Source organism: Kribbella sp. NPDC050124, from assembly GCF_044460355.1.
Classification (GTDB): Bacteria; Actinomycetota; Actinomycetes; order Propionibacteriales; family Kribbellaceae; genus Kribbella.
Genome location: NZ_JBITJU010000001.1, coordinates 754,129 through 768,813, shown reverse-complemented (window position 1 = coordinate 768,813; position 14,685 = coordinate 754,129). Strand labels below are relative to the sequence as shown.

The following is a 14,685-nucleotide window of genomic DNA, read 5'->3' as shown; positions in this document are numbered from 1 at the left end:
CCGGGGAGCGTGAGACCGCCCACAGAATTTGCGGTGCCCCCACCCGGGCCTTCTAGGATCCTTCGAGTGTCACAGGGGGGTAACGGCCGAACAGATCGGCGAGCCGAGAGAAGTTGGAGCGACTGTGGCAACGCCGGACCCGTCCCGGGCCAGCACCTCCCGACGTCTGAGCTGGGACGTCGTCCGTGTTCTCGCCGTCCTCGCAGTGGTCTTCACCCACACGACGTACCAAGGGCCGGAGTTGCACCCCGAGCTCGGTACGCCGCTGGGCAAGTACCCGTTCCAGGTCGGCGCCAGCGTCCTGCTGGTGATCAGCGCGTACTTCGTCTGCGTGACGATCCGGAAGGGTCCCACCGCGCGCTGGCTGTGGCGCCGGGTCTGCCGGGTGCTGCCGCCGTACCTGGCCGCCGTACTGGTCACCTACACGGCGTTGATCCTGATCGGGCCGGACAACTGGCTCCTGCCGACGCCGCATGACCTGTGGGGCAACCTGACGCTGGCCGCCTCGTTCGACCCGTCGGTACAGCTCATCGACGGCTCCTACTGGACGCTGCCGCTACAGCTGATCGCCTTCGCCGCCGCTGCACTGCTCTGGCCGCGCGGCATGGGTACGGCCGGGCGCATCACCGGACTGCTCTGGGTGATGATCCTGGCGCCGGTGATCCTCGATTGGAACGACCGGATCGTGCACAGCCCGTTCTGGGTCCAGCAGGCGTGGAACGGCCTCGGACTGCACCGACTGCAGTTGTTCGCGATCGGCATTGCGATCTGGCTCTGGGCCCAGCGCCGGATCAACGTGGTGCACCTGGGCGCGCTCCTCGTGGCGACCGTCTTCGCTCAACATGCGCACACAGCTGACCTGCCGTCGTCGTTGGGCATCGGCGTCCTGCTCGTGTTCGTGGCGCTGGCCGCTCGGGGACCGGACTGGCGTGTGTTCGCGCCGATCCGGCGTCCGATCCAGTTCCTGGCGCGGATCTCGTTCGCGATCTACCTGCTCAACCAGGAGCTCGGCTACCTGATCGCGTACCACCTGATGGCGATCGGCGCGGGCCGTCTGACGCAAATCGCCGGCGCGGTGGCCGGCGTGATCGCGCTGGCTTGGCTGCTCACGACGTACGTCGAACAACCGGTGTACCGCGCCCTGGCCAACACCCCGATCCGCCCACCGCTCCGCCGCCTCGGCTTCCGCGCCCTGGTCTGGCTGACTACTTGACGCCGGATACCCGGAGCCTGATACTCGATTTCGAGTAATCGAGGTCGAGGGGGCAGTCATGGCGCGACGGAAGGTCGGCAACCCGCTCGCGTTCGCGATCCTGGGCAGCCTGGCCGAGCGGCCGATGCACCCCTACGAGATCTCGACGATCCTGCGGGCCCGCGGCAAGGACCAGAGCATCAAGCTCAACTACGGCTCGCTCTACTCCGTCGTCACGGCGCTGGAGAAGAACGGTTTCATCGAGGCGCGGGAGACGATCCGCGAGGGCAACCGGCCGGAGCGCACCGTCTACCAGATCACCGACGCCGGCCAGGAGGAGTTCCGCGACTGGCTGACCGAGTTGCTCGGTACGCCGAGCCGCGAGTTCCACCCACTCGAGGCGGGCCTCGCCTACCTGCCCGGCCTGCCGCCCGACCGGGTGGTGGAGCTCCTGGAGCAGCGGGTGAAGGCGATCGACACGGAGATCGAGCAGGTCGCCGCCGCGCACGACCAGATGGCGTCGATGGAGTTGCCGCGCATCTTCTGGGTCGAGTCGGAGTTCCGGCTGGCGCTGCTCGAGGCCGAGTCGGCATACGTCCACGAGCTCACCGAGGCGATCCGGAGCAACACCCTCGACGGGTCGGCGTTCTGGCGCCAGGCCTGGAAGAACTTCGAAGAGGAGGGCATCAGCCCGGTCGACCAACTGAAAGACCCCGTCAAGTACTTCGGCGCCGAGTTCACCTGGATGCAGGCGATGCCGCCGGAAGCCAAGTAGTCAGCAGGACGGCCCCCGACCGAGGTGCGGCAACACCACAGGTCGAGGGCCGCAGTTTCCTCGAGCCGGTCCGAAGACCTGGTCCCAAGGCGCACCCATCAGGATAGCCAGCTGCGGATCGGCTCCCGTCACCACAAGGGAGTCACATGCATGCCCTGGAAGCGATCGATCTGGTCAAGACGTACCCAGCCGGCCGCAAGAACCCACCGCTGCGCGCGCTCGACGGTCTCACCTTCAGCGTCCCGGAAGGCGTCGTACTCGGCTTGCTCGGCCCGAACGGCGCCGGCAAGTCCACCACCGTCAAGATCCTCACCACCCTCTCCCGCGCCGACTCCGGCACGGCCCGGGTGGCCGGGTACGACGTCAACACCGAGCAGGACGCAGTACGGCGGGCCATCGGCTACGTCCCGCAGAAGTCCAGCTCCGACCCCCAGGCCACCGGAGTCGAGAACCTCGTGCTGGGCGGCCGGATCTACGGCCTGACCCGTACGGAAGCGGTACGGCGAGCAGCGGAACTGATGGCGCGGTTCGGCCTGACCGACGCGGGCGATCGCCAGGTGAAGACGTACTCCGGCGGTATGCAGCGCAAGCTCGATGTCGCACTCGGCCTGGTCCACCGGCCGCGGGTGTTGTTCCTGGATGAGCCGACGACCGGACTCGATCCGGAAGCGCGGGCCGACCTGTGGGACGAGGTCGGGCGGCTGTCGGGCCAGGAAGGGCTGACCGTGCTGCTCACCACGCACTACCTCGAGGAGGCGGACCGGCTGGCCGACCGGTTGGCGATCGTCGACCACGGCAAGATCGTTGCCTCGGGCACCCCGGAGGCGTTGAAGGCCGAGCTGCGGGGCGACTCCGTGAACGTCGAACTGCTGGCTCCGGACAGCTCGCTGAGCGTTCGCGCGCTGCTCGGGGAGTTGCCGGGAGTCGGGGAGATTGTTGTCGAGGGCAACACGTTGCGGCTTCGGGTCGACCACGGGGCGACGGCCGTTCCCGCCGTACTGGGAACCCTTGAGGACAAGGCGATTCCGGTCACCGCGGTGACGGTGTCGCGGCCGTCGCTGGACGACGTCTACCTGCGGTACACCGGACGGTCGTTCCGTTCTCTTGAGGGCGAGGCGGCGTGATGAGCACGGTCGCGTTTCTCGGGCACACCCGGTTCATCACCGGACGCTGGCTGCGGGCGCAGTACCGGCAGCCGGCGCTGATCGCGTTCACCTTGATCCAGCCGGCGATCTGGTTGCTGCTGTTCGGGCAGTTGTTCAAAGGCGTGGTGGAGATCCCCGGCTTCGGCGACTCGTCGTACATCGCCTTCCTCACGCCTGGGATCGTGATGATGACCGCGCTGATGAACAGCGGCTGGAACGGCACCACGTTCATCGCGGACATGGAACGCGGGGTGATGGACCGGCTGCTCGCCTCGCCGGTCAGCCGCGGCGGCCTGATGGCCGGGCAGCTCGTCAGCAACGCGACCACGATGTTCATCCAGACCGTGCTGGTGTTCGCGATCGGCATCGCGGCCGGCGCCCGGTACGACGGGAGCGCTGCCGGCTACGCGGTCACGGTCGGCGCGGCGATCCTCGTCGGCACCGCCTTCGGCTCGCTGTCCAACGCTGTGGCCTTGCTGACCCGTCAGCAGGAGGCGCTGATCGGCATCTCCCAGTTCGTCTCGCTCCCCCTGACCTTCATGTCCTCGATCATGATCGACCCCGAGGTCGCCCCGCACTGGCTCAACGTCGCCGCCCGCTACAACCCCGTCGACTGGGCCGCCACCGCAGCCCGCGAGGCCCTCTCCGCCAACCCCGACTGGTCATCGGTAGCCCGCCACAGCGCCTACCTGCTGGTCTTCACCTTGGTCGTCGCCTGGCTCTCCACCCGAGCCTTCCGTACCTACCAGCGCTCGGTCTGACACCTTGAATTCGATAGCTTGCTATGCAAAACTCATAGCAAGCTATGGAATTGAGGTGAGGTCGTCATGACTGCAATCACCACCCGCCGGACCGGCGGGGGCAAGAAGGTTCGCGATCGGCAGCGGCTGGCTCATCTGGTCGCCGGGATCGCGGTGGTCGCGTACGTGTATGCGCCAGGCGCTGCCGCGCTCGAAGCGGCAGTTCGTTGGGTGATTCTGCCGCTGCTGGCGGCGTCCGGGGTGCTGATGTGGCAGTGGCCGAAGGTTCGGCGGTTGGCTCGCAGGCTGAGGAGCCAGGCGTGACGGACGGCTTGTTTCGCGGGGAGTCGCTCGGCTATCAGGTCAACCATCTCGCTCGGCTGCTCGCGCACACGCTGGCGGCTCGGATAGCGCCGTACGGCGTGGTGCCTGGGCAGTTCGCGCAGTTGCTTGTGCTGTTCGAGGAAGACGGGCTGACGCAACGGGAGCTGTGTGACCGGGTGCGGATCGAGCAGGCGACGATGGCGAAGACGTTGCAGCGCATGCAGCGCGACGGTCTGGTCCGATGCGATCCCGACCCGGACGACCGGCGCCGGATTCGCGTCTACCTGACCGACCACGCCCGCGCGCTCCAGCCTGAACTGGTCGCCGCCGCGCGGTCGGTGAACGCCCTGGCCGTCCAGGGACTGACGGAGGCGGAAGCGGCCGGTTATCTGGAGCTCACTGCCCGGGCGATCGGCAATCTCGAGTCAGCTCTTTAGGGCTGCGGCGTACCAGGGCTTGATGATGTCGTCGATGATCGTGAGGCGTTCGTCGAACGGGATGAAGGCGGACTTCATCGCGTTGATGGCGAACCAGCGGAAGTCGGCGAGGTCGTAGTCGAAGGCTTCGGCGAGCAGGGTGAGCTCGCGGCTCATCGACGTACCGCTCATCAGCCGGTTGTCGGTGTTGACGGTGACCCGGAAGCGGAGCTTGGCGAGCAGGCCGATCGGGTGGTCGGCGATCGACTCGGCGGCGCCGGTCTGCAGGTTCGAGCTCGGGCACATCTCGAGCGGGATCCGCCGGTCCCGGACGTACGCCGCGAGCCGCCCGAGCTCGGCCTTGTCACCGACGGGGTCGTAGTTGATGTCGTCGATGATCCGGACGCCGTGACCGAGCCGGTCCGCGCCGCACCACTGGATCGCCTGCCAGATCGACGGCAGCCCGAACGCCTCGCCGGCGTGGATGGTGAAGTGCGCGTTCTCGCGCTGCAGGTACTCGAACGCGTCCAGGTGCCGGGTGGGCGGGTATCCCGCCTCCGCGCCGGCGATGTCGAACCCGACCACTCCGGCGTCGCGGTAGGCGACCGCGAGCTCGGCGATCTCCCGCGACCGGGCCTTGTGCCGCATCGCGGTGAGCAACTGCCGCGCGACGATCGGCCGCTCCGCGGTCGCCATGCCGTGCTCGAACCCCTCGCGTACGGCATCCACCACCTGCTCCAGCGTCAATCCGCCGGTCAAGTGCTGCTCAGGCGCGTACCGGATCTCCGCGTAGACCACACCGTCCGCCGCCAGATCCTGCACACACTCACTGGCCACCCGCTGGATCGCCGCGGCGTTCTGCATCACCGCGACGGTGTGGTCGAACGTCTCCAGGTACCGCTCGAGCGACCCGGAGTCCGCCGACTCGACGAACCACGCCCCCAGCTCCGCGGCGTCGTTCCGCGGCACCTGGTGCCCGATCTCCCGAGCCAGCTCCAGCACGGTCTCCGGCCGCAGACCGCCGTCCAGATGGTCGTGCAACAGAACCTTCGGGGCCGCGTTCAACTCCTCGGGGGTGATCATGCCGCCATCCTGCCAGCCGCCCCGGATCCGGCAAACGTTCAAGAAATCCGTCGGTGCCGCGTGTCATGGTGAGCAAATGGTGAGCCGGCTGCGTGGTCGCCCCGAATGGCAGTTCTTCGCCGTTCTGCCCCGGGCCGATCCTGTGCTGGCCACCCTCTGGTGGGTCCTGCTGCTGGCCCGCGGCGCGCTGCCCGCGGTGTTCGCGATCTCGATGGGCCGGGTGATCGGGGCGGTCCAGCACGGGTCCGCCCTGGCCGGGCCGTTGAGCCTGATGGGGATCACGTTCGTCCTGCTGCAGGTGCTCACTCCGGTGCACCAGGCGGTCAGCGCCAACTTGGGCAGCCGCGTGGCCGCTTGGCTGAACGACGTACTCGCCAAGGCCTGTGTGGAACCGCCTGGGATCGGTCACCTCGAGGATCCGGACCTCAGCGAGGACCTGACCGTGGCCCGCGAGTTCGACCGCGGGCAGACCGGTCCGCCGATGTACCTGAACGTCGACTTCGTCGCGGGCAGTCTGGTCGAGCTCGTCGGCGGTCTTGCGTCCGCGGTGGTGCTGTTCGGATTCAGCTGGTGGGCGCCGCTGGTGCTCGTCGTCGCCTGGGCGGCGACGCACTGGCTGCTGCGGGAGAGCGGTGTCTGGAAGGACCGGAACACGGCCGAGGTCCGCTCGGCGCAGCGGCACGCGGACTACGCATACCAACTGGCCGTCGAGCCGGAAGCCGCGAAGGAGCTGCGGCTGTTCGGTCTGGCCGGCTGGACCGTGGAGCGGTTCACCGATCGGCGTCGGCGGCTGTTCGAGCTCCAGTACGCCGCCACGCGACTGCGTGAGCGTCCGTTGGTCTGGAGCCTGCTGATCGTGGCCGTGGCCAACGGCCTGGTCTTCTGGGCGCTCGGAGCGGCGGCGATCGACGGCCGGCTGGAGCTCGATCGGCTGGTGACGTTCGCTCAGGTCGCGGTCGGGGTCAGCATGATCGCGTTCGGCGGTCTGAACTGGGCGCTCGACGGTGCGTCGGCGCCGGTGGCCGCCGTACGCCGGCTGCGGCCCGCGATGGAGCCGGCCGGCGCACTGACGTCCGGCCGCCGGATGCCGCATCCGCGAGGCGCGGTCGCGATCGAGATCCGGGATCTGAGGTTCCGGTATCCACACTCCGCGGAACCGGTCTTCGACGGACTCGACCTGACCGTGCCAGCAGGCTCGTCGCTGGCCGTCGTCGGCCAGAACGGCGCCGGCAAGACCACCCTGGCCAAGCTGCTCTGCCGGTTGTACGACCCTGACGCCGGAGCGATCCAAGTCGAAGGAAACGACCTGCAGGACCTCGACGTGGATGCGTGGCGGACCCGCGTCGCGGCGGTCTTCCAGGACTTCCTCCGGCTCGAGCTTCCGTTGCGGGACAACGTGGCCCCGGGCGGCGCGTCGGACGCGGACATCCTGGCCGCGCTCGCCGACGCCGGCGCCGGTGACCTGGCCGACCTCGAGACCCGCTTGGCGACCGGGTACGGCGACGGCACCGACCTGTCCGGTGGTCAGTGGCAACGGGTCGCGCTGGCGCGGGCGTTGTGCGCCGTACGGCAGGGTGCCGGGCTGGTGCTGCTCGACGAACCGACGGCGCAACTGGACGTCCGGGGTGAGGCGGCGATCTTCGACCGGATCCTGACCGCGACCCGGGACGTCACCACGATCCTGATCTCGCACCGCTTCTCCACCGTCCGGCACGCCGACCGGATCTGCGTGCTCGAGCACGGCCGAGTCGTCGAGCTCGGGAGCCACGACGAGCTGATGGAGCTCGGCGGACGGTACCGGACGATGTTCGACCTGCAGGCCCAGCGGTTCACCGCGGAGGTCGACGAGGAAGGAGTCAGCTATGACACGCTCTGACGTCGACGACCTGCCCAAGGGGCTGCCGGCGATGTGGCGGCTGTGCAAGCTCGGCTACCAGCACGAGCCCCGTCTCCTGGTCTTCTCCTTCGCGATGACGCTGCTTGCCGCGCTGCCGGACGCACTGCTCGCGTTGTGGCTAAAGATCCTTGCGGACGGCGTGCTGGACAACGACCGGCGCGCCGTACTGCTCGCTGCGAGCGGTTTGGCGGTGTCCGTCACGGCGACCTGGTTCCTGCGGACAGTCTCGACCCGGATCACCCGGCGGTTCCGGGACCGCGTGACGATCATGCTCGAGGCGCATGTCGCCCGGCTGCAGGCGTCAGTCGCCACCGTCGAGCACCAGGAACGACGCGACTTTCTGGACCGGCTGTCTGTGCTGCGCAAGCAGGTGTTCGTGCTCGACCACATGTACATGTCACTGTTCTCGACCTGCGGCTGGTTGGTGCGACTTGGGGTGACCGTCGCCCTGCTGATGTCGATCGATCCGGCGCTGATCCTCCTGCTGGTGTTCGCCCTGCCGACGGTCGTCAGCTCCAGTTGGCGACCGGGCGTCGAGCGTGCTGTCGAGGAGAAGTACGCCGCCCACAGCCGGCTGGCCGACCACCTGTTCAAGACCGCCACCACCGCTGCCCCCGGCAAGGAGGTCCGGGTCGTGGGCATCGGCCAGGACCTCGTGGTGAACCGCCGCCGCGAGTGGGAGAAGTGGTACGGCGCCATCGCAAGCGCCCGGTGGACCAGTTCGGCCTGGCATGCGGCCGCTTGGGCCATCTTCGGGGCGGCGTACGTCGGCGCCGTACTGTTCGTCGTGTCCGGACCGAACGGCTCGGTCGGCAACGTCCTGCTGATCTTGGCAGCCGGTGCGCGGTTGTCGGCGTACATCGGAGCGACGGTCGGCGAGATCGGGTTCCTGCGGGGGATCTGGCTGGACGGGTCCCGGCGGTTGGTCTGGCTGGAGAACTACGCGGCCTCGTTCGACGACTCCGCGGATCTGCCGGCGCCGGAGCGACTCACCGACGGCATCCGGCTGGACCACGTCTCCTTCACATACGCCGGAGCGTCCCGGCCCGCGTTGGAGGATGTCGACCTGCTGCTGCCGGCCGGCCGAGTGGTCGCGGTCGTCGGCGAGAACGGCGCCGGCAAGTCGACTCTGGTGAAGCTGATCTGCAAGCTCTACGAGCCGACCGGCGGGCGGGTCCTGGTCGACGGGCAGCCACTGGACCGGATTCCGGCGGAAGCGTGGCGGCTCGCGGTCGCCGGTGCGTTCCAGGACTTCTTCCGGTTTGAATTCCGGGCCGGCCACAGCGTCGGGCTCGGGGACCTCCCGCGACTCGACGACGAGCCGGCCGTCACGACGGCGGTCGGCCGGGCCGGTGCGGAGGATGTCGTCGAGCGGCTCGAGGCCGGGCTCGACACCCAGCTCGGCGCCACCTGGCCGAGCGGGGCGGAGATCAGCTTCGGTCAGTGGCAGAAGCTCGCGCTGGCCCGTGGCTTCATGCGCAACCGGCCGTTGCTGCTGGTCCTCGACGAGCCGACCGCCGCACTGGACGCCGAGACCGAGCATGCCCTGTTCGAGCGTTACGCGGCGGCGGCCAAGGACAGCACCGACGGGCGGATCACGATCCTGGTCTCACACCGGTTCTCGACCGTCCGGATGGCCGATCTGATCGTGGTTCTGGACGGCGCCCGGGTGGTGGAGACCGGAACGCACGACCAGCTGATGGCGCGGGACGGGCACTACGCCGAGCTCTACCGGATCCAGGCCGCCGCCTATCACTGAGCGTGGATCTTGAAGACGGGGACGCCGGGGGCGATGTGGCGCAGGACCTCGTCGGGCGAGTTCTTGTCGACGTCACCGCTGAAGAAGGTGCCGACCTCCCAGGCCCACTTCTTCAGGTACAGGCGCAGCATCGGCGTCTTGTCGGCGTCGGCGACCTCCTCGGCCCGGAACGTCTCGATCTTGCGGCCGAGCTGGAGCCGGCCCTCGGGGTGCGCCCGCAGGTTCCGCACCCACTGGGTGTGACCGCGCGGCGCGACCAGGTAGCGCTGGCCGTCGACGACCAGCAGGTTGACCGGTGTGCTCCGCCAGTCGCCGGTCTTGCGGCCGCGGACCGAGAGCACCCGGCTGCCCATCAGGCTCAGGCCGAGCTTGGTCAGGCGGGCGACGATCCGGTTGAAGACCCGCATGCTGCCCTCGGCGGCGGTGATCACGCGCTTGCTGTCGTAGGTCTGGTTGTACTGCGGCATCGTCGTACCTCTCCTGGTGTGCTCCGGTTTGCGAGAGCGGTGCTCTCTGTTGTGATCAGTGAACACGGAAGCGCTGCTCACTGTCAAGAGCACTGCTCTCGGTTTTGTGGCAGACTGCTGTCATGAACGCCGGACGCACCGCACGGGAGAGGGCCAGGGCCGAGCTGACCGAGGAGATCAAGACGATCGCCCGCCGGCAGCTCGCGACCGATGGCGCCGCGGACTTGTCGCTGCGCGCCATCTCCCGCGAGTTGGGCATGGTGTCGTCGGCGATCTACCGCTACTTCCCCAGCCGGGACGACCTGCTGACCGCGCTGATCATCGACGCGTACGACGCCCTCGGTGAAGCAGCTGAGGTCGCGGCCTCCCGTGGCTACGAGCGACCACTCGACGCATGGCTGGCGATCTGCGCGGCGGTGCGGGACTGGGCACGCGCCAGTCCGCACGAGTACGCGCTGATCTACGGTTCGCCGATCAGCGGTTACAAGGCGCCGCAGACGACCGTGCAGCCGGCCAGCCGGGTCCCGATCGTCCTGCTCGGCCTGCTGGAACGCGCTCAGGGCGAAGGGCTGCTTGTGGTACCAGAGGATGCTCCGGTGCCGGACGGCGTACTGGCCGAGCAGGTGCAGGTGCTCGCGCCGTTGGCGCCGGGGGTCCCACCGCCGGTGCTGCTGCGGATGGGGATCGTGTGGACGCAGCTGTTCGGGATGATCAGCTTCGAGCTGTTCGGTCAGCTGGTCGGGACGATGGATCCGGCGGACGCGTTCTTCGCCTCGACGACCCGGCAGATGGCTGCCTTCGTCGGTCTCAACTGAACGCCTTCGGCAGCGGCAGGTTCACGGCGTTCGCCACCCGGCGGACGTAGGTCTCGCGCGGAATCGAGACCGCGCCGAGAGTCGCCAGGTGGTCGGTGACCCACTGGATGTCGAGCACGCGCTGGTCGGCGTACTCGTCGTCGAGCAGCTCGATCAGCCCGGCCACGGCGGCCTTGGAGCCGTCGGTCTTGTGGTGGAACATCGACTCGCCGGCGAACAGTCCGCCGATCGCGACGCCGTACAGGCCGCCGGCCAACTCGTCGCCGTCCCAGGCCTCGACGGAGTGCACCCAGCCGAGGCGGTGCAGCTCGGTGTACGACGCGATGATGCCGCGGTCGATCCAGGACCCGGGGCGACGCGGGTCGGCGCAGGCGCGGATCACCCGGTCGAACGCGGTGTTCACCCGGATCTCGAACTTGCTCCGGGCCCGCCGTACCGACCGCGACGGCTGGTACCCGGCGACCTCGATGACCCCGCGGTCGACCGGCGACCACCACAGCAGCGAGCCGCGATGGTCGGGCATCGGGAACAGCCCCCGCCGGTACGCCGCCAGCACGGTCCCGGGCTGCAGATCCGCCCCGCCGGCGACGATGTCACTCGCCCCGGCAACCGCCACCGGCGGAAAGTCCCACACAGACGCAGCAGGCTCGACAGGCACACCCCAATCCTGGACCACCCGCACGCCCGCCGCGGGGTCGGGGGACACCGGGGGTTTCTCCCGAGTGGCGGCAATCCCGGGGGCACGTAGAGTTGAAGCACGCCCAGGACTCGGACGCGGGGAGGGCGGGAAGGAGTACCCGTGGCCGGAGTGGTCAGGTTCGTCGCCAGCAGTCTCGCGCCCGCCGCGCAGCGGTTCGCCCCGCAGGCAGCGGCGGGTGTGCTGCGCCAGATTCTCGAGGTCGCGATCGACGGGTACCAACGGTTCCCGGGGGCCGAGCAGATCGCCGAGGCGAAGCTGGCCAGGTCCGGTGGTGACGCGCAGTTGGCGATCGACGCGGTGATCGACCAGCACATCCGGCTGGCCGGTCTGCAGGGGTTCGTGACCAGCATCGGCGGACTCGTGACCCTCCCGGTCGCGCTGCCGGCAAACCTGACCGGTCTGGCGATCGTGCAGGCACGGATGGTGGCCTCGATCGCGCACCTGCGCGGATACGACCTGGACGATCCGCGGGTTCGCACCGCGGTGATCACGTGCATGCTCGGCGAGGAAGGCGTACTGGACCGGCTGAAGAAGTCGAGCCTGCCGACGTCGCCGCTGGCGATCGCGACCGCGCCGGTGTTCGACCCGGAGCTGGACCGTCAGGTCGCCGGCGAGGTGGTCGCCGAACTGATCGCCCGGATCAGCGGGAAGCGGATGGCACTGACCGTCACCCGCCGGATCCCGCTGCTCGGTGGCGCGGTCGGCGCCGGGGTCGACGGGTTCGCGACGTGGCGGATCGCCGAGTACGCCGACAAGAGCCTGGTGCGCCGCATCCGTCGTCCGATCGAGCCCTGACCCGGGTCCCTTCTCGGAAACTGTCGGCGGCTGCGGCGACGATGGGTCGGTGAGTGATCGCCGAGCCGAGCTCGGGGAGTTCCTGAAGGCGCGTCGCGCCCGGGTGGCCCCCGAGGATGTCGGGCTGCCCGCCGGCGGGCGACGCCGTACGCCGGGACTGCGTCGCGAGGAGCTCGCGCAGCTCGCGGGCGTCGGGGTTACTTGGTACACCTGGCTCGAGCAGGGCCGCCCGATCAACGTGAGCGGCCAGGTGCTCGACGCGGTGGCGGCGACTCTGCGGCTCAGTTCGATCGAGCGCGAGCACCTGTACCGGCTGGCCGAGGCGACTCCGGTGCGGCCGCCCCGCGCGAGCGTCTGCGCGAACGAGGCGGTGTTCGGCGAGATCCTCAGCGCTCTCGATCCGTTGCCCGCGGTGATCACGAACACCCGGTTCGACATCATCCAGCCGAACCAGGCCTTCCGTGACCTCTTCCACGACTGGCACACGCTGCCCTGCATCCACCGGAACCTGCTCTGGTGCCTAGTCACCGAGCCGCGGGCGCGGGAGCAGTTGCTGAACTACGACGAGGAAGTGCCGTATCTGGTGGCCCGGCTGCGCTCGTCGTACGGCGAACATGTCGGCGACCCGGAGTGGGAGACGGACCTCGAGCGGCTGCGCAAACTCAGTCCCGAGTTCGAGGCGCTCTGGTTGCGGCACGAGGTTGCCGCGTGCAGCCCGCGTCCTCGCCACCTCCGGCACCCGATCGCGGGGGAGTTGCGCTTCACCGTGACCGAGTTGGCGGTCGCCGCCCACCCCGACCTCGTCCTCTTCGTCGAGACGCCGGCGGATACGCAGACTCGCGATCGCCTGCCGCTGACGCGCCGCGCGTTGGTCTAAGAGTGGTCGGCTAGAGCGGCGATCAGGCGGCGCTCTTGCTCGTCGGACCAGGTGGTGCGCAGGACCTGCGGTGACAGCGGTTTGATCTGCTCGATCGCCTTGTCGCCGTCCACGACGTTCCGGACGACCAGGAGCAGCGCCGCGCGGCCAGGCTCGAGGGTCTGCCTGAGGCCACGGACGAACTGGGCGTTGAGGATACCGGCCGACACCGTGCCGCCGACCGCGCCCGCCGCGGCGCCGACCGCTGCCGACAGCAGTGGAATGAGCAGCATCAGACCGACCAGCCCGCCGCCGGCTGCGCCCGCGACGGCTCCGTTGGCGGTCAGCCGAAGCGGGTTGATGAGCTCGACCTCGCCGTTCTCGTGGCGGCAGGCAACCGCGACGCCGCTGAGCTGGAGGGCCTCGATCGCTTCCAGTTCGGTGATCCGCCGGCGGGCCTCCTCGGCGAGGTCACGGCTCGGGAATCCGAGGACGATCAGGTCGGTCATGATTCCTCTCCCTTCGGCTGTCGAGCGGTCACCGCGGCGTGCACGCGGTAGTCGTGGATCGGGCGGTAGCGGTCGTAGAGCATCGTCAGGATGCTGAACAGGAAGATGAAGAACAGCGTGTCGACCAGCGGCAGGCCCTCGTCGTCCCGGCCCAGCACCAGGTCGCCGACGGTGACCAGGACGACGTTCGTCGCGAACACCACCGCGAACGACATCGTCGCGGACTCCCACGACCGGCCCCGCCGGGCCGACCACAGGCCGAGCGCCGAGTTGATCACGGCGAAGATCGCGATGCTGACGAAGATCTCCAGGCTGCTGGCCTGGACGGCCGGCAGCACGTTGCCGAAGATCACGCTGATCAGGCCGATCAGGAAGATCTTCTCCACCGCAGCACCGTCGAAGACCCTGCGATGCGCGGCCTGGAACGCCGCCCGCTCACGCGCCTCGTCGATTTCCTCGGGCAGCGGGTCGGCCTCGACCTTCCACGACCAGTCCGGTTGCGGCAGCCGCGGACGGACGATCAGGAGCAGCACCGCAATCAGGACGAGTACGGCGACCAGCAGCAACGGACCGAACCAGCTGGTGTCCGCGATCAGGTCGGTGACGTCCAGTTGCGCGATGTGGATCCAGTACTCCTGCGGCAGTTTCACGAAGACCCAGATGCCGCCCGCGACCAGCGCCCAGAACCGGAACCCGAACTTCGCCGGGTCCCAGCGGGTCCGGATCGCCTCGTACGCGATGAAGAAGTACTCGAACGTGTTCGGGAACAACAGCAGCAGGAACCGCAGCCCCGACAACTCGAACGCGACCACGCCGACCTGCCGGAAGAAGAACAGGAACCGGCTGATCCCGACCGCCGCCTGACTGGTCCAGTTCCGCAGGCTCGCGAGGTACGCCACCGACAGGTAGAACACGTCCATCGCCTTGTCGTAGCTCTGGTAGAACGGCGGATCGAACCCGAACGACTGAAAGATCGTTTGATCCACGCCGTCGAGCACGAGGCATCCCACGATCGCCGGCAACGGATACCGCGGAATCAACAACGGCAACCCGAACCGCGCCAGCACCACCGCCCAGAACACCACGTCAACGCCCATAAAACCCCCGACCGTCCCCCCGACCGTAGCCCACACCCACATCCCAGGTCTGTGGATAACTACAGCTGGCGCGCCGCCTGCGCCGATAGACTCGAAGCGGAAGGACAGCAGGCGA

16 protein-coding genes are annotated in these 14,685 nt (G+C 68.8%); 11 read left to right on the top strand and 5 right to left on the bottom strand.

The genetic code is table 11. The annotated features are described in order from the left end of the window. Window positions 1-124 precede the first annotated feature (124 nt). From ACIBL3_RS03830 to ACIBL3_RS03805, 6 genes are all read left to right on the top strand, one after another. Window positions 125-1,213, top strand: a complete 1,089-nt coding sequence (locus ACIBL3_RS03830; RefSeq protein ID WP_396351632.1) for an acyltransferase family protein — start codon at window positions 125-127, stop codon at window positions 1,211-1,213. Window positions 1,214-1,271: 58 nt separating this feature from the next. Next, window positions 1,272-1,967: a helix-turn-helix transcriptional regulator gene (locus ACIBL3_RS03825; protein ID WP_396351631.1), complete on the top strand. Its 696-nt coding sequence runs from the start codon at window positions 1,272-1,274 to the stop codon at window positions 1,965-1,967. 146 nt (window positions 1,968-2,113) lie between these two features. Next, complete coding sequence (locus ACIBL3_RS03820; protein ID WP_396351630.1) at window positions 2,114-3,091, top strand: ATP-binding cassette domain-containing protein; 978 nt, start codon at window positions 2,114-2,116, stop codon at window positions 3,089-3,091. Then, window positions 3,091-3,873, top strand: a complete 783-nt coding sequence (locus tag ACIBL3_RS03815) for an ABC transporter permease (protein ID WP_396351629.1) — start codon at window positions 3,091-3,093, stop codon at window positions 3,871-3,873. The genes ACIBL3_RS03820 and ACIBL3_RS03815 overlap by 1 nt, the downstream gene beginning before the upstream one ends. Window positions 3,874-3,939: 66 nt before the next feature. Further along, a complete protein-coding gene (locus ACIBL3_RS03810; RefSeq protein ID WP_396351628.1) occupies window positions 3,940-4,176 on the top strand; it encodes a hypothetical protein in 237 nt (78 codons plus the stop codon). Next, a complete protein-coding gene (locus tag ACIBL3_RS03805; RefSeq protein ID WP_396351627.1) occupies window positions 4,173-4,613 on the top strand; it encodes a MarR family winged helix-turn-helix transcriptional regulator in 441 nt (146 codons plus the stop codon). The genes ACIBL3_RS03810 and ACIBL3_RS03805 overlap by 4 nt, the downstream gene beginning before the upstream one ends. Here ACIBL3_RS03805 and ACIBL3_RS03800 read toward each other — a convergent pair. Continuing rightward, complete coding sequence (locus tag ACIBL3_RS03800) at window positions 4,602-5,675, bottom strand: adenosine deaminase (RefSeq protein ID WP_396351626.1); 1,074 nt, start codon at window positions 5,673-5,675, stop codon at window positions 4,602-4,604. The two genes, ACIBL3_RS03805 and ACIBL3_RS03800, sit on opposite strands and share 12 nt — an antisense overlap. A gap of 76 nt (window positions 5,676-5,751) precedes the next feature. Here ACIBL3_RS03800 and ACIBL3_RS03795 point away from each other — a divergent pair, with 76 nt between their 5' ends. Both ACIBL3_RS03795 and ACIBL3_RS03790 read left to right on the top strand, forming a co-directional pair. Next, the gene (locus ACIBL3_RS03795; RefSeq protein ID WP_396351625.1) at window positions 5,752-7,551 is read left to right on the top strand and encodes an ABC transporter ATP-binding protein; all 1,800 of its coding nucleotides are present in this window, start codon (window positions 5,752-5,754) and stop codon (window positions 7,549-7,551) included. Further along, window positions 7,538-9,331 carry an ABC transporter ATP-binding protein gene (locus tag ACIBL3_RS03790; RefSeq protein ID WP_396351624.1) on the top strand — a complete coding sequence of 598 codons (1,794 nt, stop codon included), beginning with the start codon at window positions 7,538-7,540 and terminating at the stop codon, window positions 9,329-9,331. Before ACIBL3_RS03795 ends, ACIBL3_RS03790 begins: the two co-directional genes overlap by 14 nt. Here the strand turns inward: ACIBL3_RS03790 and ACIBL3_RS03785 are convergent. Continuing rightward, on the bottom strand, window positions 9,325-9,798 hold the full coding sequence (locus tag ACIBL3_RS03785) for a nitroreductase family deazaflavin-dependent oxidoreductase (protein WP_396351623.1): 474 nt from the start codon (window positions 9,796-9,798) through the stop codon (window positions 9,325-9,327). The genes ACIBL3_RS03790 and ACIBL3_RS03785 overlap by 7 nt on opposite strands. A 122-nt stretch (window positions 9,799-9,920) precedes the next feature. Here ACIBL3_RS03785 and ACIBL3_RS03780 point away from each other — a divergent pair, with 122 nt between their 5' ends. Further along, entirely contained in the window at window positions 9,921-10,613 is a 693-nt protein-coding gene (locus ACIBL3_RS03780; RefSeq protein ID WP_396351622.1) for a TetR/AcrR family transcriptional regulator, read from the top strand. Here ACIBL3_RS03780 and aat read toward each other — a convergent pair. Next, window positions 10,606-11,271, bottom strand: coding sequence for a leucyl/phenylalanyl-tRNA--protein transferase (aat, locus tag ACIBL3_RS03775; protein ID WP_396351621.1), 666 nt, complete (start codon window positions 11,269-11,271; stop codon window positions 10,606-10,608). The two genes, ACIBL3_RS03780 and aat, sit on opposite strands and share 8 nt — an antisense overlap. 141 nt (window positions 11,272-11,412) lie before the next feature. On the opposite strand from aat, the gene ACIBL3_RS03770 reads away from it, so the two are divergent. Further along, complete coding sequence (locus ACIBL3_RS03770; RefSeq protein ID WP_396351620.1) at window positions 11,413-12,108, top strand: EcsC family protein; 696 nt, start codon at window positions 11,413-11,415, stop codon at window positions 12,106-12,108. Window positions 12,109-12,157: 49 nt separating this feature from the next. Next, window positions 12,158-12,985, top strand: a complete 828-nt coding sequence (locus ACIBL3_RS03765) for a helix-turn-helix transcriptional regulator (RefSeq protein ID WP_396351619.1) — start codon at window positions 12,158-12,160, stop codon at window positions 12,983-12,985. Here ACIBL3_RS03765 and ACIBL3_RS03760 read toward each other — a convergent pair. Together ACIBL3_RS03760 and ACIBL3_RS03755 are read right to left on the bottom strand one after the other, a co-directional pair. Continuing rightward, the gene (locus ACIBL3_RS03760; protein WP_396351618.1) at window positions 12,982-13,473 is read right to left on the bottom strand and encodes a DUF1269 domain-containing protein; all 492 of its coding nucleotides are present in this window, start codon (window positions 13,471-13,473) and stop codon (window positions 12,982-12,984) included. The genes ACIBL3_RS03765 and ACIBL3_RS03760 overlap by 4 nt on opposite strands. Next, window positions 13,470-14,570: a hypothetical protein gene (locus ACIBL3_RS03755; protein ID WP_396351617.1), complete on the bottom strand. Its 1,101-nt coding sequence runs from the start codon at window positions 14,568-14,570 to the stop codon at window positions 13,470-13,472. The genes ACIBL3_RS03760 and ACIBL3_RS03755 overlap by 4 nt, the downstream gene beginning before the upstream one ends. Between the last annotated feature and the right edge of the window lie 115 nt (window positions 14,571-14,685).